The following is a 21,663-nucleotide window of genomic DNA, read 5'->3' on the forward strand; positions in this document are numbered from 1 at the left end:
GGCACCCACCCTGCAGCCCCTTCAGCCGCGCAGATCGGCCAGCTGTGCCTGCAGCTCGGCCACCGCCGCTTCCAGCTGGGCCACGCGCTCGGCCAGGCCCGCATCGGCCGCGTCACTGCCGCCGCCAGCGCTGGCGTACTTCGCCGCCAGCGCCGCACCATCCACTTCACCGCACAGCAGGTGCATGTAGCGGTCTTCACGCTGGCCGCTGGCACGCGGCAGCACCATCAGCAGCGCGCGCTGCTGCAGGCGCTCGATGGCGTGCCGGGCCTCGTCGGTATCGGCGAAACGGTGCAGGCGCTCGCTGCGCGAGATCAGTTCGCCCAACGTCTGCGGCCCGCGCAGCAGCAGCATCGCCAGCAGCACGGTCTGCTGCCGGGTCAGGTCCAGCGCGGCCTGCAGCCGGTGTTCGTAGCGGTCGGCACGCGAGGAGAAGTGCTGGCGGGCCAGCCCCAGCGTCTCCAGCTGGCGCAGGGCGTGCTGCACGCTGCCGGCATCGACGTTCATCACCGGCTCGCGGGCGGTCTTCTGGTTGGCCGCCGACTGGGCGGCGTTGACCGTCAGCGGGTAGGTGTCCGGGGTGGTCGCCTCCTTTTCCACCAGGCAGCCCAGCAGGCGGGCCTGCACGGCATCGAGCAGGGGGACGTCGGGGGTCTGGACGGAATCGGTCATGGCGGCCTCCGGAGGGGTAACGGGTCAACCACCAAGCATAGCCGTCCCAGGGCCGCCTTTGCCGGTAAAATGCGCCGGTATATCTGATTGCCGGTGAATCCATGCGTCGTCCTGTTTCCCTGTCTGTGACCCTGCTCGCCACTGCGGTGCTGGGCCTGTCCGCCTGCAAGCGCGTGGAGGCGCCTGCCGCTGAAGCCGCGGCCCCGGAGGCTCCGGCCGCTGCCGCCAAGGCCGATGGTGCACCCGATGCGAGCGCCAACGACAACCTCAACGCGGTGCTGTGGATGCAGCGCGCGCAGGAATACAAGGCGATCACCGAACAGACCTACCGCGCCGCCGCCGACCACCTCGATGTGGCGCTGAAGGAAGCCCACTGGGACGCGCTGGTACCGGAAGAGCGCGGCAACGAGGCCAAGGGCCTGAAGCCGGCGGTGGTGCTGGACGTGGACGAGACCGTGCTGGACAACTCGCCCTACCAGGCGCGCCTGGTGCGCGATGGCAAGGAATATGACGAGCTGAGCTGGGACCAGTGGGTGGCCGAGAAGAAGGCCAAGGCCATTCCCGGCGTGGTCGATTTCGCCAAGGCCGCCAATGCCAAGGGCGTGACCCTGCTGTACATCTCCAACCGCGCCGTGCACCTGAAGGATGCCACCCTGGCCAACCTGCGCGAGCAGGGCCTGCCGGTGGCCGATGACAGCGTGTTCCTGGGCCTGGGCACCGTCGTTGAAGGCTGCGAGCAGGCCGGCAGCGAGAAGAACTGCCGCCGCCGCCTGGCCGGGCAGAAGTACCGCGTGCTGATGCAGTTCGGCGACCAGCTGGGCGATTTCGTCGAAGTGACCGCCAACACCAACGAAGGCCGCGACGCGCTGCTGCAGCAGTACCACGACTGGTTCGGCGAACGCTGGTGGATGCTGCCGAACCCGACCTACGGCGGCTTCGAGCCGGCCCAGTTCAACAACGACTACAGCCAGTCGCGCCAGGCCCGTCACGAAGCCAAGCGCGCCGCGCTGGACTACGCACCGTGAGCCGCGCACCGCTGCCGCTGCGCGATGACGAGCGCCTGATCTTCGCGCTGGACGTGCCCGACCGTGTGCAGGCGCTGGAGTGGGTGGACCGTCTGGGCGACAGCGTGGCGTTCTACAAGATCGGCATGGAACTGCTGGCCTCCGGCGAGTACTTCCAGGTGCTGGACGAGCTGGCCCGCCGCGACAAGCGCGTGTTCGTCGACCTGAAGTTCTTCGACATCCCGGCCACCGCTGCAGCGGTGATCAAGCGCCTGTCGCAGTGGCCGGTCAGCTACGCCACCATCCATGGCTGGCACCCGGCGATGATGGAAGCCTGCGCGGCCGCCAACGGCAGCGACATGCGCCTGCTGGCGGTGACCGTGCTGACCTCGATGGGTCGCCCGGACCTGGCGCAGATGGGCATCGACCGCGAGCCGGTGGACGTGGTGGTCGAGCGCGCGCTGGCGGCCAAGGCCGCCGGCATCGACGGGGTGATCGCCTCGGGCCAGGAAGCCGCGCCGATCCGCGCTGCCACCGGTGCCGGCTTCTCGATCGTCTGCCCGGGCATCCGCCCGGGTGGTCCGGTCGGCGATGACCAGAAGCGTACCGTTGGCGTGGCCCAGGCCTTCGCCGATGGCGCGGACGCCATCGTGGTCGGTCGGCCGATCCGCCTGGCCGCCGATCCGCAGGCCGCCGCACGGGCGATCCAGCAGGAAATCGCGACGGCTCTGGCCACGCGCTGATCCTGCCAGCGACGTCGCGCACAGGCTGATCCAGCACGCCATCCCACCTCAGGTGGGATGGCGTTCGCATATGTGTTGCCAGCGCTGACGCAAGCGACACCAGGCGTGGAAACTGTGCGCGCGTTCGCGCTGGCGGGCGTCTTCCTTCCTCCTCAATCGATGCACCGGCGCGGGCCGCGGCCGTGCCGGTTCCAACCATCGACAGAGGAGTACAGGGACATGTATCGCATCACCTCTTTGTTGTTCGGCAGTGTTCTGGCCATCGCCCTCGCATCGCCGGCCACGGCCGCACCACCGCCGCGCCAGGCCCCGCGCATCATCGGCGGTGCCGCCGCCGAAGCCGGCCAGTACCCGTTCATGGTCAGCCTGCAGGGGCTGTTCTACGGCGAGACCGACCATGACCGCCATTTCTGCGGCGGCACGCTGATCTCACCTTCGTGGGTACTCACCGCGGCCCATTGCGTACAGTCCGCGCAGCCGATCTCACTGGCAGTGCTGGGTGGCGCCACCGGACTGTCGACGGATGCGGCGCGCCGCCCCTCCAACGTCAAGGCGATCCACGTGCACCCGGCGTTCAACAGCGGCAATTCGCTGGCGCATGACGTGGCGCTGATCCAGCTCAGCGCACCGCTTGCCGACGCCCAGCCGGTGGCACTGCGGCTGCGTCCGGATGCCAGCTACCTCAAGCCGGGGCGCGCGTTCACGGTAATCGGCTGGGGGACGACGGAAAGCGGGACCGACGACTACCCCACCCAGCTGCAGACGGTGCAGGTGCCGTTTGTGCCCTTTACCGAATGCCAGCAGGCCTATGCCGGCGATCTGGCGCGCGGCAAGGTGATCTGTGCCGGGCGTGAGGGTATGGACAGCTGCCAGGGCGACTCGGGTGGCCCCCTGCTGCTGCGCCTGCGCGATGGCTGGACCCAGTTCGGGATCGTCAGTTGGGGGGAGGGGTGTGCGCTGGCCGGCTATCCCGGCGTTTATGCCCGAATCGCCGAAAAACATGCCGTAGATTTCATCGAGGCGGTCTGGCAACGTGATTGATTCAATAAAATCAACAAGATACATGGTGCTAGATGAAGTGTTGCCTTAACTTGAAGGGCAGCGTAGGATCGCCGCCATCCGGTCCTCGGACCGGACATGTGCCACAACACTGTCCTCCGGCCTCGTGCCGGCTTGAAGAGCCTGCGATCCCCGTGATCCGGGCTCTTTTTTTGCGCACGGGTCCGGTCCGGGGTCAGATTCCTTCTGCCCGTGGCAGAAGGAATCTGACCCCGGGTTGCCCACCCGGCTTGCCGCTGTCACGTCGCAGGCCGCAAGATGCGGACCGGTCCGGGGAGTCCGAGTGCATGAGCGTGGCGGTGCGAGGAAGGTCTGCGCGTGGATGGGGGCTGGCAGCCCTGTTGCTGCTGGCCGTGGTGGCGTGCCGCGAACCGGGCACCGATCCGGCCCAGCCGGCGGCCGAGCCGGTGGCGGCGGTGCAGGCCATGGCCCTGCGCCTGGCCGAAGACGATCTGGTCGGCTACGCGAAGCTGTCGGTACCGCCGGGCCAGTACCAGCGCCTGCAGCAGGCCTGGGCCGACGGCCACAGCCAGTGGCCGCTGACCGAGCTGCCGCTGGGCGACCAGCTGCTGCCGATGCTGGCCGCGCTGCGCAAGCCCGACGCCAGCGCCGAACTGCAGCGCAGCTTCGACCGCCAGCTGGCCGGCCAGGCCAGCGCGGTGCGCCAGGCCGCGCAGTCGATGGGCAACTTCGGTGTGCAGTACCTGCGTCACCAGAAGGGCTACACGCCTGGTCAACAGGCCCACTACATCGCACTGGTGGAGACCCTGGCGGTCTGGGCGCAGGGCGCACCGATCAGCGACCGTGCCCGCGCGCGCAGCACCATCGCTGCACTGGTCGGCGCCGCCGGCAAGGTCGGTTTCGATGATGAGGCCGGCCTGCAGGCGGCCGGCATGGAAGGCAGCCTGCAGCAGCTGGCACCGTTCATCCACACCCTCAAGGCGGTACTGGGCAGCTACGGGCTGGGCGTGGACGATGCGCTGCGCAGCGTACGCGGCGAACTGCTGTCGGTGGAGGGCGACAACGCGCTGGTGCGCCTGCGCTACGACCTGGCCGGGCGCGAGATGACCCTGCAGCTGCCACTGAGCCGACGCGAAGGCCATTGGTACCTGACCCGCACCCTGGCCGACACCGATGCCTTGCTGCGCAAGGCCGATGCAGCCCGTGCCGCAGCGGCGCCCGCGCCGGCCGAAGCCCCCGCCGAGGGTGGGGAAGCGGCAACGCCACCGCCTAAGCCATAATGGCGCCGATGTCGAAACAGAACCCGCTGCCGTTCCCCGGCGAAGAATCCCAGACGACGCCCGCCGATACGGTGCCGGCGTCCCCCTCGACCGGTACCGGCCCCAACCCGGTACCGCCGCCGGTGCACGCGCGGTCGGCCGGGCGCCGCCCGCTGTGGGCAAGGCTGCTTGGCCGCCTGGTCGAACCGTGGCTGTCGCTGAAGATCGAGCCGGAAGACCCGGGCCAGTACAACGATGGCCGCCCGGTCATGTACGTGCTGGAAGACTACGGCCTGTCCAACGCGCTGATCCTGGACAAGGCCTGCCGCCAGGCCGGCCTGCCGTCGCCGCTGGTGCCGCTGGCCGGCGATCCCACCGGCCGCAAGCGCGCCTACCTGGCGCTGTCGCGGCGCAGCTCCAGCAACTCGCTGATTCCCGAGCAGCGCGGTGCCAAGACCCACTCCGATTCGCTGGCCAAGGTCCTGCAGGCGCACCGCGTGCGCGATGACCTGGACGTGCATCTGGTGCCGGTGTCGATCTTCGTCGGCCGCGCGCCGGACAAGCAGAGCGGCTGGTTCGCGGTGCTGTTCTCGGAAAACTGGGCACTGGTGGGCCGCTTCCGCCGTCTGCTGGGGCTGCTGCTGAACGGGCGCAGCACCATCGTCCGTTTCGCTCCGCCGATCTCGCTGCGCAGCACCGTGGACGAAGGCCTGGAGCCGGAGCGTACGGTGCGCAAGCTGCAGCGTGTGCTGCGCACCCACTTCCGCCGCATCCGTGAATCGGTGATCGGCCCGGATCTGTCGACCCGGCGCCTGCTGGTGGACCAGGTGCTGGCCGCCGAGCCGGTGCGCGAGGCGATCGCCGCACAGGCCAAGCGTGACAACTCCAAGCCGGCCGATGCCTGGAAGAAGGCGCACGCCTACGCCTGGGAAATCGCCGCGGACTATTCCAGTCCGGTGGTGCGTTCGGCCAGCTTCATGCTCAGCCATGTGTGGAACCGCATCTACGCCGGCGTGCTGGTGCACCACCTGGACAAGTTCAAGGCCGCCGCGCCGGGCCATGAAGTGGTCTACGTGCCCAGCCACCGCAGCCACATGGACTACCTGCTGCTGTCCTACCTGCTGTACGACCGTGGCATCGTGCCGCCGCACATCGTGGCCGGCATCAACCTGAACCTGCCGGTGGTCGGCACCCTGCTGCGCAAGGGCGGTGCGTTCTTCATCCGCCGCTCGATCCGCGGCAACGCGCTGTACTCGGCCGTGCTCAGCGAATACGTCGCGCAGCTGGTGGCCGGTGGCTACTCGCTGGAGTATTTCGTCGAAGGCGGCCGCTCGCGTACCGGCCGACTGCTGCAGCCCAAGGGCGGCATGATCTCGATGACGCTGCGCGCGTTCCTGCGCCAGCCGCGCAAGCCGGTGCTGTTCCAGCCCATCTACATCGGCTACGAGAAGCTGATGGAGGGCGGCAGCTACCTGGACGAACTGTCCGGCCGGCCGAAGGAAAAGGAATCGATCTGGTCGCTGCTGTGGGGCATCCCCAAGGTGCTCAAGCAGAACTATGGCCAGGTGGTGGTGAACTTCGGCGAGCCGATCGCGCTGAACGACGTACTGGCCGAAAAGGCGCCGGAGTGGAAGGGCGAGGCGGTATCGGAAGACGAGAAGCCGGCCTGGCTGTCGACCACCGTCGATACGCTGGCCGAACGCATCCAGGTGCGCGTCAACGCGGCCGCCGACGTCAACCCGATCAACCTGCTGGCGCTGGCGCTGCTGTCCACGCCGAAGCATGCGATGGGCGAAGCCGACCTGATCGCGCAGATCGAGCTGTGCAAGACGCTGCTGGTCGAGATGCCGTATTCGGACCGGGTGACGGTCACCCCGCACTCGCCGGAGCGGATCATCGCCCACGCCGAGGAGATCAACGTCCTCACCCGCATCAAGCACCCGCTGGGCGACGTGCTGAGTGTGAGCGGCGATACCGCGGTGCTGCTGAGCTACTTCCGCAACAACGTCATCCACCTGTTCACCGCCTCGTCGTGGGTGGCCTGCTGCTTCCAGAACAACCGCCGCATGAGCCGCACCGGCCTGGTCCAGCTGGGCCGCACGGTCTACCCGTTCCTGCAGGCCGAGCTGTTCCTGCCGTGGAGCGAGGACGAGTTCGCCCAGCGCATCGACCAGACCATCAACGTGTTCGTGCGCGAGGGCCTGCTGCAGAACGTCAACGATGACGACGGCGGCATCCTGGCGCGCAACACCGGCCAGACCGACGAGGTGTTCCGCCTGCGTGCGATCGGCCATTCGCTGCAGCAGGCGTTCGAGCGCTACTACATCGCGATCTCGGTGCTGGTTAAGAACGGCCCGGGCGTGCTCGGCGCGGCCGAGCTGGAAAGCCTGTGCCAGCAGGCGGCGCAGCGCCTGAGCCTGCTCTATGCGCCGGCTGCGCCGGAGTTCTTCGACCGCACCCTGTTCCGCGGCTTCATCCAGAAGCTGCGCGAGCTGCGCCTGGTCTGGCCGGACGAGAACAGCAAGCTGCTGTTCGACGAGCGGCTGGATGCCTGGGCCAAGGACGCCAAGTTCATCCTTGGCCGCGAGCTGCGCCACACCATCGAACGGGTCAGCCCGGAAGCGGCCCGCCCGGACGAGGCTGCGCCGCAGGATTGAAGGTAGCGCCGGGCCATGCCCGGCGAACGGCATGCCAACCAAGGTTGGCACCCACCAGAGCAGAGGCCAACCAAGGTTGGCCCCCCGAACCCGGCGTCAGGCCGGTTCGTCGGGAATCTGCAGGCTTTCCAGCTTGGCGATGCAGTCCTTCAACTGCAGCTTGCGCCGCTTCAGGCGCTTGGACTCCAGTTCGTCCTCGCCGTTGGCCGCCATGCCGGTGATCTGCTCATCCAGCAGGCGATGCTCGGCGCGCAGGGCGGCGAGGCGTTGGACGATCTCGGCGGGGCTGTAGGTATCCACAGCCTCCGAGCATACACAGCGATGATGACTGCCGGGAGAGGGGAATCCCGACCCCCGGCCGGGGCGGCTCCGAGCCGTTAGAATGGAACCCATGAGTGCCGTGATTTCCCTTCCCGATCCCCTGCCGCGTTCCCTGCCGCGCGCCGCCCGCGATCCGCGGCTGGCCGAGCGCGAGCAGCACAAGCTGGCCAAGCGTCTGCGCCGCCAGGTCGGCGAGGCGATTGCCGATTTCGGCATGATCGAGGCCGGCGACAAGGTGATGGTCTGCCTGTCCGGCGGCAAGGACAGCTACACCCTGCTGGACGTGCTGCTGCAGCTGCAGAAGAAGGCGCCGGTGCCGTTCGAGCTGGTGGCGGTGAACCTGGACCAGAAGCAGCCGGACTTCCCCGAGCAGGTGCTGCCGCAGTACCTGGCCGGTCTGGGCGTGCCGTACCACATCATCGAGCAGGACACCTATTCGGTGGTCAGCCGGGTCATCCCGGAGGGCAAGACGATGTGTTCGCTGTGCTCGCGCCTGCGTCGCGGCGCGCTGTACAACTACGCCGAAACCCATGGCTTCACCAAGATCGCGCTGGGCCATCATCGCGACGACATGGTGGCCACGTTCTTCATGAACCTGTTCCACCACGCCAAGCTGTCGGGCATGCCGCCGAAGCTGCGCAGCGATGACGGCAAGCACGTGGTGATCCGACCGCTGGCCTACGTGCGCGAGAGCGACATCGTCGAGTACGCGCAGGCACGCCAGTTCCCGATCATTCCCTGCAACCTGTGCGGCAGCCAGGAGAACCTGCAGCGCCGCCAGGTCGGCCTGATGCTCAAGCAGTGGGAAAAGGACCACCCCGGCCGCATCGAGCAGATCGCACGCGCCATGGGCGAGGTCCGCCCCTCGCAGCTGGCCGATACCACCCTGTTCGATTTCATGGCGCTGGGCCGTCGCGACGACGCGCCGCTGCCCGATGCCCATGCCTGGCTGGCCGGTACTCCGGCCGATGCCGACGCAGATCCCGAGACGCCCACCGTTTAAGGTCGGTCGCCCTTCCTCTTTGCCATCCGGAATTCCATGTTCTTTCGCAACCTGACGTTCTTCCGTTTCCCGACCGCCACTGATTTTTCCGAAGTGGACACCCTGCTGCCGCACGCCCTGCTCAAGCCGGTCGGCGCGCTGGAAATGAACTCGCGCGGCTTCATCTCGCCGTTCGGCCGCGAGGAGAAGGAACTGCTGTCCCATCGCATTGCCGAGCACCTGTGGCTGACCGTGGGCGGCGAGGACAAGATCCTGCCGGCGGCGGTGGTCAACGATCTGCTCGAGCGCAAGCTGGAGGAGATCGAGGAGAAGGAAGGCCGCCGTCCCGGTGGCCGCGAACGCAAGCGCATGAAGGACGACCTGCTGCATGAACTGCTGCCGCGTGCCTTCGTGAAGTCCTCGCGCAACGACGCCTTCATCGACCTGCAGCACGGCTACGTGGCGGTGGATACCTCCAGTCGCAAGACCGGTGAGTACTTCATGTCCGACATCCGCGGCCTGCTCGGCAGCTTCCCGGCCATGCCGCTGAATGCCGAAGTCGCGCCGCGCTCGATCCTGACCGGCTGGATCGCCGGCGAGCCGCTGCCGACCGGGCTGAGCCTGGGCGAAGAGTGCGAGATGAAGGACCCGGTGGAAGGCGGCGCGGTGGTCAAGTGCCAGCACCAGGAGCTGCGCTGCGACGAGATCGACAAGCACCTGGACGCCGGCAAGCAGGTGACCAAGCTGGCGCTGATCTTCGAGGACAACCTGTCGTTCGTGATCGGCGACGACCTGATCGTGCGCAAGCTGAAGTTCCTCGACGGCGCCCTGGACCAGCTGGAGCACGCCGACGAAGATGGCCGCCGCGCCGAGTTCGACGCCCGCTTCGCCCTGCAGAGCGCCGAGATCCGCCGCCTGTTCCTGTTGCTGGAAGAGGCCTTCAAGCTCAGCAAGGCTGACTGAACAGGCAGCCCGCCGGCCGCCGGTCATCCGGCGGCCCGAAGCGGCGCTATGCTGGGCGCATGAGCCGTCTGCTGCGCCGCCTGATCAGCCCGACCCCGCCCGCCACCGTGCAGCGCGACACCGTCCGCCTGCGGCTGGAGGATGCAGAGATCGAGGTGCTGCGCGTGCGTGACCCGCGTGCTCGGCGGATCAAGCTGAGCGTGGACGAGCGTGGCGCGCGGTTGACCCTGCCGCCGCGTGCCAGCCTGGTGATGGGCGAACGCTTCCTGGAACAGCACCGCGACTGGCTGGCCGTGCAACTGCGCCAGTACCAGGGCCAGGACCTGCCTGCGGCGCTGCAGCCGGGCGTGGAGGGTGTGCTGCCCCTGCGCGGCGAGCTGCTGCCGCTGCGCTGGCAGGAAGGCCGCTTCGCGCGGCTGGAGATCGACGAACACGGCGGCTGCGTGCAATGGCCGACGCGTGGCGGCGATGCCACCCTGCGCCGCCTGCTGCGCGAGTTCTACGAAGCACAGACCCGCGCCGATGTCGGCCGCTGGTTGCCGAAGTACCTGCCGGGCCTGCCGCGCGCGCCCAGCCGGCTGCGGCTGAAGGTGATGTCTTCGCAATGGGGGTCGCTGGCGCCCGATGGCAGCATGGCGCTGGATCTGGCCCTGGTGCTGGGCAGCCCGCAGGCCTTCGAGTACGTGCTGGTGCATGAACTCTGCCACCTGATCCAGCCCAATCACTCGCCCGCGTTCTGGCACGAAGTGGAACAGCGCTTCCCCGCTTGGCGCGAACAGCGCGACTACTTCCAACGCGAAGGCCGGCGCCTCAAGGCCATGCTGCGTCAGCTGCTGTAGCGTCGAGCTTGCTCGACGGCTGTTGGTTCCGGCATTACGAGTTCGTGCGCTTCGCGGCTGCGGTCGCCCATCGGGCGGCCACCTGGGGTGCGGTGATGCATACCGCCTGGTCGGTCACCGTGGTCACCGCGCGCTCCAGCAGCTGGATATCCGCTTCGTGCTGGCGCGCCACATGCGGATCCTCGAAGAAGATCGCGCGCTGGCAGCGCCCTTCCAGCACGCGGTCGGCGATCTGCGCATCGCCACCCATCGGGCCACTCTGGTAGCGCGTCACCCAGGGCGTATCGCGGGGCCAGCCGCGGCTCCAGGCCAGCTCGTTCAAGCGCTGGCCGGTGGTGCCGGTGGCCACGCGCTCGGCGAACCGCGCCAGCACATCGAAGTGTTCGTCGGCGAAGGCCAGCATCGCCGGCTTCATCGCATCATGGGCGATCAGCGCCAGCGTCTGTGTCTGGAACGCATGCAGGTCGTCGGCGCCGGCATCGGCCGGCAGACCGGCATGGATGCGTTCCACCTCCACCCAGTCGCGCGCGGTGGCCACGGTCGAAATGAACGGCTTGCCGTGGATCACGCACTGCCGCTTGAGGGCGGTCGCTTCCGGGAACACCGACGAGGGATCGACCGGGTCGATCAGGTAGATCGCGCCATCCAGGGTGCGTTCCGGGCCCATGCCCACCACTTCGGCCACCAGCTTCATCAGGCCGCCGTCGCGACCGTAGGGATAGCGCCTCAGACCGGCGTAGCCGTCCAGGAAACCCTGCCGTTGGATCGCGTCATGGGTTCGCCCGACCGCATGCAGGCAGACCCCCAGTTCGCGCAGGCCGGCTTCGCTGGCGTGCAGCCAGCGGAACAACGCCGCGCGCGCATCGTGGTGATGGAGACGGTTGGCGGCCAGGCCGATGCGCATCGAATGCTCCGCAGATACGGGTAGAAGCGGCAGTTTATGTCGCTATCCGCCGATGCGGATGCATTTGCAACGTTTCCCATTGCGGTTGGACGTCACCTCGCTAGCGTGAAGGACAGCGGTAGCGCTGCGCGGCCGTGGTTCCTGCCCGCGAAACGAGGTCATCTACCGTGAATGCCGTCGGCTCCCGCGCCGCCGCTGTCGCTGCCGTCATGGCATTGCTGATGCTGCCGGGCCCGGCGCGGGCGTCCAGCTGTGAGCATCCCCTGCAGGTGGCCTGGCCGTCGGATCGGGCCCCGCTGTCCTCGCGCGAGCAGGGGCAGCCGGTGGGGCTGCTTGCGCATCAGCTGCAGGCGCTGGGTACGCAGGTCGCGCTGCGTTCGGTGCCCTTGCCGGCGGCGGCGCTGGCCGACCGGCAGCTGCCGGCAGGGGTGCAGGCGGTGCTGGGCTGGCCGCGCGCGCAGCTGCCGCCCGGCTGGGTGGCCAGCCAGGCCTACCTGCAGGTGCCACAGGTGATCGTGCGCCGCCAGGGCGCGCCGGTGGTGCTGGGCCTGGAAGACCTGCGCGACCGCACTGTGGCCAGCCCGGACCGGGTGCCGCTGGCAGCACGGCTGACCGAACAGGCCCCCGGCGCGCAGCTGCTGGCGCCGGCGCCGCTGGGCGACGCCCTGTCCCTGCTGCGCACTGGATTGATCGATGCGGTCATCGCCAATCTGGGTGAAGTCGAAGCCGCGTTGCGGGCGATGCCGGGCGATCCGCTGGTGATTGCGGCACCGGCAGGTTTCGATGACGCGCTGGTGCTGGCAGCGGTGCCGGCCTGCGCCGGGGTTGTGGCCGCGTTCGACCAGCAGCTGGAACAGCGGGGCAACGCCCAGCGCGCAGTCATCGGCCAGGCATGGTTGCCGCACCCACCGCGCGCGCGCGGCACCACCTCGACGCTGCGCTGGCTGGTGCCGACCGCGCTGGTGCTGCTTGCGCTGATACTGCTGCACGCCTTCGGCTACTGGCGCGTGCACCGTGAAAGCACCCGCCGCCGCGCAATGGAGCAGCGGCTGCGGGAGGTCACCGCGAATCTGCCCGCAGTGGTCTACCAGGCGCGCCGCACGGCCTGCGGCCACTACAGCGTTACGCAGATCGCAGGCGACGTGCAGGCCCTGTTCGGGGTCAGCGGCGAGGCTGCGCGGATCGACCACAGGCAGCTGCTTGCCGCCATCCATGCCGACGATCGCAGCCGGGTGATGGATTGCATCGAGAACGCGGCGCTGATGCGCGGCCCGATCGATGTGACGTTCCGCACCCGCGTCGCGCAGGACTGGCGTTGGGTACGCTCGCAGGGACGGCCGCTGCGCTGTGACGACGCCAGCGTGGAATGGAGCGGCTACTGGATGGACGTCAGCGAGGCGCAGTCGCGTGCCGTGGCACTGGCCGAAGCGCGTCGTGCCGCCGAGCAGGCGGCCCTGGCCAAGAGTCATTTCCTGGCGACCATGAGCCACCAGATCCGCACGCCGATGAGTACGCTGCTGGGCATGCTCGAACGCCTGGCCGACAGCCGGCTGGACGCAGGCCAGCGGCAGGCCCTGGCCACCGTGGGCGATGCGGCGCAGATGCTGCGCCAGATCCTCGACGATGTGCTGCATGGCCAGCGCTTGCAGGCCGCGCCGCTGCAACTGCGTCCCACCCACCTGGCCGCGCTGGTGCAGGGCGTGCAGCAGCTGCTGATGCCCGTCGCCGCCAGTCGTGGCCTGCACCTGCGCACCCAGCTGGACCCGGCGTTGCAGGCCTGGTCACTGGCCGACGGCCTGCGGCTGCGGCAGATCCTGTTCAACCTGGCCGGCAACGCGCTCAAGTTCACCCTGCACGGCGGTGTGACGTTGCGGATCGAGGTGGTCGCGCCGCGCGACGGTGGCCAGCGGCTGCGCCTGCAGGTGGTGGACAGTGGCGTGGGCATCAGCGCGGAACGCCAGCACGCCGTCTTCGCTGCCTTCGAACAGGCCGAGACCTCGACCAACCGCCGCTTTGGCGGCAGCGGCCTGGGCTTGTCGATCTGCCGCGAACTGGCCACATCGATGGGGGGGCAGCTGCAGCTGCGCAGTGTGCCGGGTGAAGGCACCACCGTCTGGCTGGATCTGGACCTGGCGGCCAGTACGGCACCGCAGCAGACGGTGGCGGCGCCGCCCGTGGCGGCCCCCGCACTTCCGGCGGCACGGGTGCTGGCCGCCGAGGATCATCCCACCAACCTGGGGCTGCTGACCCAGCGGCTACGTGCGCTGGGCCTGCAGGTGCAGGCCTGCGCCGACGGACACCAGGCCTGGGCGGCCTGGCAGGCGCAGCCGTTCGATCTGGTGATCACCGATTGCCACATGCCGGGCATGGATGGCTTCGCGCTGGCACGCGCCATCCGTGCAGATACCGGCGGCAATGGCGCATGTGTACCGATCATCGCGCTGACCGCCAGCGTGCTGGAGAGCACGCGCGAAGCCTGCCGTGTCGCCGGCATTGATCACTTCCTGGCCAAGCCGGCCGAAACCCGGGAGCTGCACGCGCTGCTGGCCGCGCTGCTGCAGCCGGCCTCAGTGCGCCAGTAGCCGCACGATGCTGGCGGCGGCATCGCGGCCTTCGGCGACCGCCGTCACTACCAGATCGGCGCCGCGCACGGCGTCACCGCCGGCGAACAGGCGCGGATGGGCGGTCTGGAACGGCAGCCGGTCCTTGCCGCCGGCCACGATGCGGCCATTGCCCTGGCTTTCCACGCCGTATTCGGCCAGCCACGACGGCAGGGTGGGCGAGAAGCCGAAGGCGATGATCACCACGTCCGCTTCCAGCAGCGATTCGCTGCCGTCGATAGGCACCGCGTTCTGGCGGCCGTTGGCATCGGGTTCGTCCAGGCGCGTTTCGACCACGGTCACGCCGATCACTTCGTCATCGGCGCCGGCCTCGATCGACAGCGGCTGACGGTTGAACAGGAAGCGCACGCCTTCTTCGCGCGCATTGGCCACCTCGCGCGCGCTGCCCGGCATGTTGGCCTCGTCGCGGCGGTAGGCGCAGGTCACCTTGGCCGCGCCCAGCCGCACCGCACTGCGCACGCAGTCCATGCCGGTGTCGCCGCCGCCCAGCACCACCACGCGCTTGCCGTTCAGATCGGGCAGGGCGATGGTGTCTTCCCAGCCGGCAATCGGCCGGCCCTTGGGATCATCGCCGCTGACAATGCGGCTGTTCTGCACCAGGAACGGCAGCGCCGGCAGCACGCCCTTCAGGTCCTGCCCATCCAGGCCGCCGTCGGTGTAGCGGTACGCACCGGTGCCGACGAACACCGCATCATGGGTATCCAGCAGCTGTTGCATGCTGATGTCGCGACCGATTTCCACGCCGAGGCGGAACTGCACGCCCATCCCTTCGAGCACCTCGCGGCGGCGGTGGATCACGTCCTTGTCCAGCTTGAAGCTGGGAATGCCGAACTGCAGCAGACCGCCGATCTGCTCGTAGCGGTCATAGACCACGGCGGCAATGCCGGCACGCGCCAGGCGGTCGGCGCAGGCCAGCCCGGCCGGGCCGGCGCCGATCACCGCCACGCGGTGGCCGGTTGGCTGCACCGCCTGCAGATCGGGGCGCCAGCCGGTGGCCAGCGCGGTATCGACGATGTACTTCTCCACCGCGCCGATGGTGACCGCACCGAATTCCTCCAGCGTGCAGCTGCCTTCGCACAAGCGGTCCTGCGGGCACACGCGGCCACACACCTCCGGCAACGGGTTGGTGCTGTGGCACAGCGTGGCCGCCTCGTGGATGCGGTTTTCCTGCACCAGCTGCAGCCACTGTGGAATGGCGTTGTGCACCGGGCACTTCCAGCTGCAGTAGGGATTGCCGCAGTCCAGGCAGCGGCCAGCCTGGTACTGCGCGTCTTCCTTGCCGAACTTTCCGTACAGCTCACCCCAGTCGCCGGAGGTGCGCAGTTCCACCGGAATGCGCTGCGGCATGGTGCGGGGCAGGTCGAGGAACTGGAAGGCGTGCTTGCGGCTCATGGCGGGCTCTGTGGTGTTTTTTCCGGATGCCGGCCAGCGGCCGGCACTACAGCGGTGGGGAGGCCAGGGCGCCGGTTGCGGGCGCCCCGCCGTGTCACGCGGCGCGGCGCAGGGTTTCGGTCAGCGACTCGATGCTGGCGGCCTTGGGTTTGACCAGCCAGAACTTGCCGATGTAATCGCGGAATTCGTCCAGGATCTGCTGCGCCCAGATGCTGCCGGTCAGCTCGCGGTGGCGGCCGATCAGGCGGTGCAGGTGCTGGCGATAGTTCTCGAAGCCCTCGGCGGAGACGCGATGGATGTCGATCAGTTCGTGGTTGTAGCGGTCGACGAAATCGCGGTCGACGTCCAGTACGTAGGCCAGGCCGCCGGTGAAACCGGCACCGAAGTTCAGGCCGACCTTGCCCAGCACCAGCACCACGCCGTCGGTCATGTATTCGCAGCAGTGATCACCGGCCCCTTCCACCACCGCCAGCGCACCGGAATTGCGTACCGCGAAGCGCTCGCCGGCGCGGCCCGCGGCGAACAGCTCGCCACCGGTGGCGCCATACAGGCAGGTGTTGCCGATGATCGCGGTGCTGCGTGCCTCGAAGCGGGCGCCGCGCGGTGGGCGCACCACCAGGCGGCCGCCGGCCATGCCCTTGCCCACGTAGTCGTTGGCTTCGCCTTCCACTTCCAGATGCAGGCCGCCGACGTTGAACGCACCGAAGCTCTGCCCGGCACTGCCGCGGAAGCGCAGTTCCAGCGGCGATTCGGCCATGCCCTGGTTGCCGTGCACGCGTGCCACCGCGCCCGCCAGGCGGGTGCCGATGCTGCGGTCGGTGTTGTGGATCAGGAAGCGATGCTCGCCGCCGCGCTTGTGTTCGATGGCCGGGGCCAGCAGGCCATCCATCTGCGTGGCCAGGCTGTCCGGTGATTCGTACAGGCGCTGCGCGGCGCAGTGGCTGCCCTCGTAGCGGCTGTCGGCCAGCAGGCGCGACAGGTCCACGCGCACGCCCTCACGCGGCGCCGCCTCGATCTGCCGCAGCAGGTCGGTACGGCCGACGATCTCTTCCAGCGAACGCGCGCCCAGGTAGGACAGCCAGCCACGCACTTCCTCGGCCAGCAGGCGGAAGAAGTTCTCCACGCGCTCGGGCTGGCCGGTGAAGTGGTTCTCGCGCAGGCGTTCGTCCTGGGTAGCCACGCCGGTGGCGCAGTTGTTCAGATGGCAGATGCGCAGGTACTTGCAGCCCAGCACGATCATCGGCGCGGTGCCGAAGCCGAAGCTGTCCGCACCCAGCAGTGCGGCCTTGACCACGTCCAGCCCGGTCTTCAGGCCGCCATCGGTCTGCAGCAGGGTGCGCCCGCGCAGGTCGTTGGCCAGCAGCGCCTGGTGCGCTTCGGCCACGCCCAGTTCCCACGGCACACCGGCATAGCGGATCGAACTGACCGGCGAGGCACCGGTACCGCCGTCATGGCCGGAGATGGTGATCAGGTCGGCACCGGCCTTGACCACGCCGGCGGCGATCGTACCCACGCCGGCATGGCTGACCAGCTTCACCGACACCAGCGCGGTCGGGTTGACCTGCTTGAGGTCGTAGATCAGCTGGGCCAGGTCTTCGATGGAATAGATGTCGTGGTGCGGCGGCGGCGAGATCAGGCCGATGCCCGGCTTGGCATAGCGCAGGCGTGCGATCAGTTCATTGACCTTGTGGCCCGGCAACTGGCCGCCCTCGCCGGGCTTGGCACCCTGGGCGACCTTGATCTGCAGCACTTCGGCGTTGACCAGGTATTCGGCGGTGACGCCGAAGCGGCCGGAGGCCACCTGCTTGATCTTGCTGCGCCGCTGCGTGCCGTAGCGCGCCGGGTCTTCGCCCCCTTCGCCGGAATTGCTGCGGCCGCCGAGGCGGTTCATGGCAATGGCCAGTGCTTCGTGCGCCTCGGGCGAGAGGGCGCCGAGGCTGATCGCCGCGGTATCGAAGCGCGGGAACAGTGCGCTGGCCGGGGCCACTTCATCCAGTGGCGTGGGCGTGGCCGCCGGCACCAGTTCCAGCAGGTCGCGCAGCGCCGACGGAGGACGCGCATGCACGGCATCGCAGTACTGCTGCCACGCACGCGGGTCACCGCTGCGCGCCGCGCGCTGCAGGGTGGTCACCACGTCCGGGTTGTACATGTGGTACTCGCCGCCGTGCACGTACTTCAGCAGGCCGCCGACATCCACGTCCTGCTGCGCGTCCCAGGCCTGCGCGCACAGCTCACGCGCGTCGGCATCCAGGCGCGCAAAACCGGCGCCGCCGATGCGCGAGGCGGTATCCGGGAAGCACAGGTCCACCACTTCCGGTTCCAGGCCGATGATCTCGAACAGCTGCGCGCCGCGGTAGCTGGCCACGGTGCAGATGCCCATCTTCGAGATGATCTTCGACAGGCCCTTGTAGACGCCCTTGCGGTAGCGGCGGCCGATCTGCGACTGCTCGCCGCCCTTGCTGAGCTTGAGGATGCCGCGGCGGCCCAGATCGAACAGGGTCTGGTAGGCCAGGTACGGATACACCGCCGTGGCACCGAAGCCGAGCAGGCAGGCCATGTGGTGCGGGTCGCGCGCGGTGCCGGTCTCGACGATCAGGTTGACGTCGCAGCGCAGGCCCAGCCGCGAGAGGTGGTGATGGATGGCGCTGGTGGCCAGCAGCGCATGCACCATCGGCCGCCCGGCCACCGGGTAGCGGTCGGACAGCAGCAGCATCACCATGCCATCGCGTGCGGCCTGTTCGGCTTCGGCGCAGATGCGCTCGATGCCGGCACGCAGGCCTTCGTCTTCGCTGTAGGACAGGTCGAGCAGGCGGTTGGCCTGCACGTACTGGTCCATCTTCAGCAGCTGGCGCAGCTTGCGCTGGCTCAGCACCGGCGAGTTGAGGATGACGTGGTTCACCGTCTCCGGGCCGGCATGGAAGATGTTGGTCTCCTTGCCGAGCTGGGTGGACAGGGACATCGCGCAGTCTTCGCGCAGCGGGTCGATCGGCGGGTTGGTGACCTGCGCGAAGGCCTGGCGGAAATAGTCGTAGAGCGGGCGGCTGCGCTGGCTGAGGACGGCCATCGGCGTGTCATCGCCCATCGAGCCGGTGGCCTCCTGCTCGGTCTCGGCCAGCGGCCGCAGCACCTGCTCCACCTCTTCGCTGCTGAGCTGGTAGAGCTTGTGGTAGCTGCGCAGGGTGCCTTCGTCGAAGGGTTCTTCCACCAGCGAGGGATCGATCAGTTCGGTCTGCAGGTAGGTCACGCCCTGCTGCAGCCACTGCTTGTACGGCGCGCGGCCACGGTTGATGCGATCCACCGCGTCCGAATCGAGCAGGTCGCCGCGCTTGAGGTCGATGGCCACCATCTCGCCCGGGCCGAGCTTGCCCTTGCGCACAACGCGTTCGGTCGGCACTTCCCACACGCCCGCTTCGGAGGCGACCAGGAAGTGGCGGTCGGCGGTCAGCATCCAGCGCGCCGGGCGCAGGCCGTTACGGTCCAGGGTACACACGGCGTAGCGGCTGTCGCAGGCGACGATGCCGGCCGGGCCGTCCCACGGTTCGCTGTTGAGGCCATGGAATTCGTAGAACGCGGCCAGGTCCGGATCCTTGAACTCCAGCGACTGGGTGGCCGGCGGCACCAGGATGCGCAGCGCCTGGATCAGTTCCATGCCACCGGCGACCATCAGCTCCAGCATGTTGTCCAGGCTCTGCGAGTCCGAACCGTGCATGGAGATCACCGGGTCGAACTCGGCGATGTCAAAGCGCGGCGTCTTCCACACCTTGCTGCGCGCCTGCGCCCAGCGCCGGTTGCCCTCGATGGTGTTGATCTCGCCGTTGTGGGCGAGCATGCGGAACGGGTGCGCCAGCGGCCAGCGCGGCAGCGTGTTGGTGGAAAAACGCTGGTGGAACACGATCGCGCTGGAGGCCAGTTCGCGGCGCTGCAGATCCGGGAAGAAGCGGCTGAGCTTGTCCGGCAGCACCATGCCCTTGTAGCTGATCGCATCCGGGGTGAGGGTGGTGACGTAGAAATCGGCGTGCTCGCGCAGCTCCTGTTCGCTGCGGCGGCGGGCCAGGAACAGGGCCAGCGCGAAGCCGGCGTCGTCCTGGCCGATACCGGCATCGACGAACACCTGTTCGATGCGTGGCAGCGTGTCGCGTGCCAGCTGGCCGCAGACGCTGTCGTCGGTGGGCACCTCGCGCCAGCCGGCGACCTTGCAGCCCACCGCTTCCACCTGTGCCTGCAGCTGCGCACGGCAGGCCTGCGCAGCGTCGGCATCGTGCGGCAGGAACACCAGGCCGGCGGCGAAGCGTGCGGTGATGGTGATGCCGGCCTCGCTGGCCAGCAGTTTCAGGAACGCATCGGGGCGACGCAGCAGCAGGCCGCAGCCATCGCCGGTCAGGCCATCGGCGGCCACGCCACCACGGTGGGTCATGCGCGAAAGCGCGGCAATGGCGGTATCAACCAACAGGCGTGAGGGTTGATCGTCGAGCTGGGCGACCATGCCGAATCCACAGGCATCGCGCTCGGAGCGCGGGTCGTAAAGCCCTTGGCGGTTGCGGGGGGCCATCTCTACCTCGATGCGGGAAGAATTGAACGGGGACACTCAAGCCCGCCCAATCCCTGGAGCGCATCGTGAGGCCACCGGATGCCTCGACTAGATCACAGGTTGCTGCAACGCCGCAATACACGGTTGCAGGTGCAACGGAAAGCGCCGGCAACCCTGTGCCGGCGCGGGGTCGAACTCAGCCGCAGCGCACGCCGCTGACCTGGTCCTTGGCGTCCACTTCGATGTTCAGGCGGTCGCCCAGGAACTCCATCGTGGCCACGTCATTGGGCTTGAGCACGCGCACCTGGCTGGCGCCGGCATCTTCCTGGGCCTGCTTGCCCAGCGCATCGGTGTAGGCCTGGCCGACCAGGCTCTGCACCTGGCTGGCGTCGCAGCTGCCGACCGGCGGTGCCTCGGTGGCCTTGCCCGCTTCGTCGGCGGGGGCCTTGGCGGCCTCGGCGGCCTGCTGCGCATGGGCCGTGGCCGAATCCTGTTCATCCAGCGCCGGCGCCTGGCAGGCGGTCAGGGCCAGCACGGCCGGCAGCAACAGGGCGGGGAGCGAACGGGCGCGAATCGGAAACGACATCATGACTCCGGAAGGGCTGGTGAAAGCCCGAGCATAGCGGCGAACCGACCCTCACGTGTTTGTCTTGCGTTATCGACAGGATCACTGCGCCGCAGCCGCGACACTGGCCGGCATGGCAACGCCCCCCACCCCCGAACAACAGGCCGCGCGCGCCGCCGGCCTGCGCTATGTCGATGACACCCAACCGGGCTTCAGCCGCCGCCGCGCCGGCAAGGGTTTTGCCTACCGCGATGCCGACGGGCATGCCGTGCGCGATGCCGCCACCCTGCAGCGGATCCGTGCGTTGGCCATTCCACCGGCCTACACTGCGGTGTGGATCTGCGCACAGGCCAATGGCCATCTGCAGGCCACCGGCCGCGACGCGCGCGGGCGCAAGCAGTATCGCTACCACGCTGACTGGGCCGCAGAACGCGACGCCGGCAAGTTCGACCGGGTGATCGCCTTTGGCGAAGCGTTGCCCGGGCTGCGGCGCCGGCTCGGCCGCGATCTCAAACGCAGCGGCTTCCCGCGCGAAAAAGTGCTGGCGGTGGTGGTCGCGCTGCTGGCCGACACCCTGGTGCGGGTAGGCAATGAAACCTATGCCAGGGAAAACAAGTCCTTTGGCCTGACCACGCTGCGCAACCGGCACCTGGACCTGCTGCGCGGCGGGCGCGTGCGGATGCGCTTCCGCGGCAAATCCGGGCAGCTGCATGAAGTGACGGTCGGTGACCGCCGGCTGGGCAGGCTGGTGCGCGGCGTGCAGCAGCTGCCTGGCCAGGCCCTGTTCCAGTACCGCGACGACGACGGTGTCATCCAGCCGGTCGATTCCGGTGCGGTCAACGATTACCTGCGCGAGGTGATGGGCGAGGACTTCACCGCCAAGGATTTCCGCACCTGGGGCGGCACCGTGGCCGCGGTGCAGGCGTTGGCCGCCACCGAGCTGCCGGAGCCGGCCAGCCAGCGCGCGTTGGCCCAGGCGCAGCGCGCGGTGGTGTGCGAGGTGGCAGCGCTGCTGGGCAATACCCCGGCGGTGTGCCGCAAGGCCTACATCGACCCCTGTGTATTCACCGGCTGGGAGCGCGGTGAACTGGCGAAGCTGGCGGGCCTGCGCGGGCCGCGCCAGTGGGAACAGGCCACGCTGAAGGTGCTGCGGCGCGCGCGGCGGCTGGCCAAGCGCAGCGCCACGACGTAGC

General features: G+C 68.8%; 16 protein-coding genes. 10 read left to right on the top strand and 6 right to left on the bottom strand.

Translation table 11 applies throughout. The features are described from left to right. Positions 1-21 precede the first annotated feature (21 nt). Positions 22-672 carry a YceH family protein gene (locus C9412_RS09245; RefSeq protein WP_107231350.1) on the bottom strand — a complete coding sequence of 217 codons (651 nt, stop codon included), beginning with the start codon at positions 670-672 and terminating at the stop codon, positions 22-24. Between the two features lie 101 nt (positions 673-773). Between C9412_RS09245 and C9412_RS09250 the strand changes: the two genes are divergently transcribed. The 5 genes from C9412_RS09250 to plsB all read left to right on the top strand — a co-directional run bounded on the left by C9412_RS09250 (position 774) and on the right by plsB (position 7,355). Then, on the top strand, positions 774-1,697 hold the full coding sequence (locus C9412_RS09250; RefSeq protein WP_107231351.1) for a 5'-nucleotidase, lipoprotein e(P4) family: 924 nt from the start codon (positions 774-776) through the stop codon (positions 1,695-1,697). Next, positions 1,694-2,419: an orotidine-5'-phosphate decarboxylase gene (gene pyrF, locus C9412_RS09255; RefSeq protein ID WP_107231352.1), complete on the top strand. Its 726-nt coding sequence runs from the start codon at positions 1,694-1,696 to the stop codon at positions 2,417-2,419. Before C9412_RS09250 ends, pyrF begins: the two co-directional genes overlap by 4 nt. A 57-nt stretch (positions 2,420-2,476) precedes the next feature. After that, entirely contained in the window at positions 2,477-3,460 is a 984-nt protein-coding gene (locus tag C9412_RS09260; RefSeq protein ID WP_258190122.1) for a serine protease, read from the top strand. Positions 3,461-3,765: 305 nt separating this feature from the next. Next, complete coding sequence (locus tag C9412_RS09265; protein WP_107231354.1) at positions 3,766-4,719, top strand: hypothetical protein; 954 nt, start codon at positions 3,766-3,768, stop codon at positions 4,717-4,719. Next, positions 4,719-7,355, top strand: coding sequence for a glycerol-3-phosphate 1-O-acyltransferase PlsB (gene plsB, locus C9412_RS09270; protein WP_107231355.1), 2,637 nt, complete (start codon positions 4,719-4,721; stop codon positions 7,353-7,355). Before C9412_RS09265 ends, plsB begins: the two co-directional genes overlap by 1 nt. 96 nt (positions 7,356-7,451) lie before the next feature. Here the strand turns inward: plsB and C9412_RS09275 are convergent, their stop codons facing one another. Then, positions 7,452-7,655 (bottom strand): DUF465 domain-containing protein, encoded by a 204-nt coding sequence (locus C9412_RS09275; RefSeq protein ID WP_107231356.1) that lies wholly within the window; start codon positions 7,653-7,655, stop codon positions 7,452-7,454. Positions 7,656-7,746: 91 nt separating this feature from the next. Between C9412_RS09275 and ttcA the strand changes: the two genes are divergently transcribed. From ttcA to C9412_RS09290, 3 genes are read left to right on the top strand one after another with little or no spacing between them, the layout of a single operon-like run. After that, positions 7,747-8,679 (top strand): tRNA 2-thiocytidine(32) synthetase TtcA, encoded by a 933-nt coding sequence (gene ttcA, locus C9412_RS09280; protein ID WP_181358738.1) that lies wholly within the window; start codon positions 7,747-7,749, stop codon positions 8,677-8,679. Between the two features lie 36 nt (positions 8,680-8,715). Then, positions 8,716-9,621: a recombination-associated protein RdgC gene (locus tag C9412_RS09285; protein WP_004153441.1), complete on the top strand. Its 906-nt coding sequence runs from the start codon at positions 8,716-8,718 to the stop codon at positions 9,619-9,621. Positions 9,622-9,680: 59 nt separating this feature from the next. Further along, a complete protein-coding gene (locus C9412_RS09290; protein WP_107231358.1) occupies positions 9,681-10,460 on the top strand; it encodes a SprT family zinc-dependent metalloprotease in 780 nt (259 codons plus the stop codon). Positions 10,461-10,494: 34 nt separating this feature from the next. On the opposite strand, the gene C9412_RS09295 is transcribed toward C9412_RS09290, so the two are convergent. Continuing rightward, the gene (locus tag C9412_RS09295; RefSeq protein WP_107231359.1) at positions 10,495-11,364 is read right to left on the bottom strand and encodes a methylglyoxal synthase; all 870 of its coding nucleotides are present in this window, start codon (positions 11,362-11,364) and stop codon (positions 10,495-10,497) included. A 209-nt stretch (positions 11,365-11,573) separates the two neighbouring features. Between C9412_RS09295 and C9412_RS09300 the strand changes: the two genes are divergently transcribed. Further along, positions 11,574-13,946: an ATP-binding protein gene (locus C9412_RS09300; RefSeq protein WP_107231360.1), complete on the top strand. Its 2,373-nt coding sequence runs from the start codon at positions 11,574-11,576 to the stop codon at positions 13,944-13,946. Here the strand turns inward: C9412_RS09300 and C9412_RS09305 are convergent. From C9412_RS09305 to C9412_RS09315, 3 genes are all read right to left on the bottom strand, one after another. Continuing rightward, on the bottom strand, positions 13,932-15,377 hold the full coding sequence (locus C9412_RS09305; protein ID WP_107231361.1) for an FAD-dependent oxidoreductase: 1,446 nt from the start codon (positions 15,375-15,377) through the stop codon (positions 13,932-13,934). The two genes, C9412_RS09300 and C9412_RS09305, sit on opposite strands and share 15 nt — an antisense overlap. A gap of 94 nt (positions 15,378-15,471) precedes the next feature. Continuing rightward, on the bottom strand, positions 15,472-19,926 hold the full coding sequence (gene gltB / locus C9412_RS09310; RefSeq protein ID WP_107231362.1) for a glutamate synthase large subunit: 4,455 nt from the start codon (positions 19,924-19,926) through the stop codon (positions 15,472-15,474). 175 nt (positions 19,927-20,101) lie between these two features. Next, positions 20,102-20,491, bottom strand: a complete 390-nt coding sequence (locus C9412_RS09315) for an I78 family peptidase inhibitor (RefSeq protein WP_107231363.1) — start codon at positions 20,489-20,491, stop codon at positions 20,102-20,104. Between the two features lie 112 nt (positions 20,492-20,603). Here C9412_RS09315 and C9412_RS09320 point away from each other — a divergent pair, with 112 nt between their 5' ends. Next, positions 20,604-21,662: a DNA topoisomerase IB gene (locus tag C9412_RS09320; protein WP_107231364.1), complete on the top strand. Its 1,059-nt coding sequence runs from the start codon at positions 20,604-20,606 to the stop codon at positions 21,660-21,662. Position 21,663 lies beyond the last annotated feature (1 nt).

This window comes from Stenotrophomonas sp. Nf1 (assembly GCF_003028475.1).
GTDB lineage: Bacteria > Pseudomonadota > Gammaproteobacteria > Xanthomonadales > Xanthomonadaceae > Stenotrophomonas.

Excerpts from the sequence above, each read along its gene's own strand:
- C9412_RS09315 (WP_107231363.1), bottom strand. The coding sequence starts at position 20,491 with ATGTCGTTTCCGATTCGCGCCCGTTCGCTCCCCGCCCTGTTGCTGCCG.
- plsB (WP_107231355.1), top strand. The coding sequence starts at position 4,719 with ATGGCGCCGATGTCGAAACAGAACCCGCTGCCGTTCCCCGGCGAAGAA.
- gltB (WP_107231362.1), bottom strand. The coding sequence starts at position 19,926 with ATGGCCCCCCGCAACCGCCAAGGGCTTTACGACCCGCGCTCCGAGCGC.
- C9412_RS09320 (WP_107231364.1), top strand. The coding sequence starts at position 20,604 with ATGGCAACGCCCCCCACCCCCGAACAACAGGCCGCGCGCGCCGCCGGC.
- C9412_RS09300 (WP_107231360.1), top strand. The coding sequence starts at position 11,574 with ATGGCATTGCTGATGCTGCCGGGCCCGGCGCGGGCGTCCAGCTGTGAG.
- C9412_RS09245 (WP_107231350.1), bottom strand. The coding sequence starts at position 672 with ATGACCGATTCCGTCCAGACCCCCGACGTCCCCCTGCTCGATGCCGTG.
- ttcA (WP_181358738.1), top strand. The coding sequence starts at position 7,747 with ATGAGTGCCGTGATTTCCCTTCCCGATCCCCTGCCGCGTTCCCTGCCG.
- C9412_RS09265 (WP_107231354.1), top strand. The coding sequence starts at position 3,766 with ATGAGCGTGGCGGTGCGAGGAAGGTCTGCGCGTGGATGGGGGCTGGCA.
- C9412_RS09285 (WP_004153441.1), top strand. The coding sequence starts at position 8,716 with ATGTTCTTTCGCAACCTGACGTTCTTCCGTTTCCCGACCGCCACTGAT.
- C9412_RS09250 (WP_107231351.1), top strand. The coding sequence starts at position 774 with ATGCGTCGTCCTGTTTCCCTGTCTGTGACCCTGCTCGCCACTGCGGTG.
- C9412_RS09290 (WP_107231358.1), top strand. The coding sequence starts at position 9,681 with ATGAGCCGTCTGCTGCGCCGCCTGATCAGCCCGACCCCGCCCGCCACC.
- C9412_RS09305 (WP_107231361.1), bottom strand. The coding sequence starts at position 15,377 with ATGAGCCGCAAGCACGCCTTCCAGTTCCTCGACCTGCCCCGCACCATG.
- C9412_RS09295 (WP_107231359.1), bottom strand. The coding sequence starts at position 11,364 with ATGCGCATCGGCCTGGCCGCCAACCGTCTCCATCACCACGATGCGCGC.
- C9412_RS09260 (WP_258190122.1), top strand. The coding sequence starts at position 2,477 with ATGGCGTTCGCATATGTGTTGCCAGCGCTGACGCAAGCGACACCAGGC.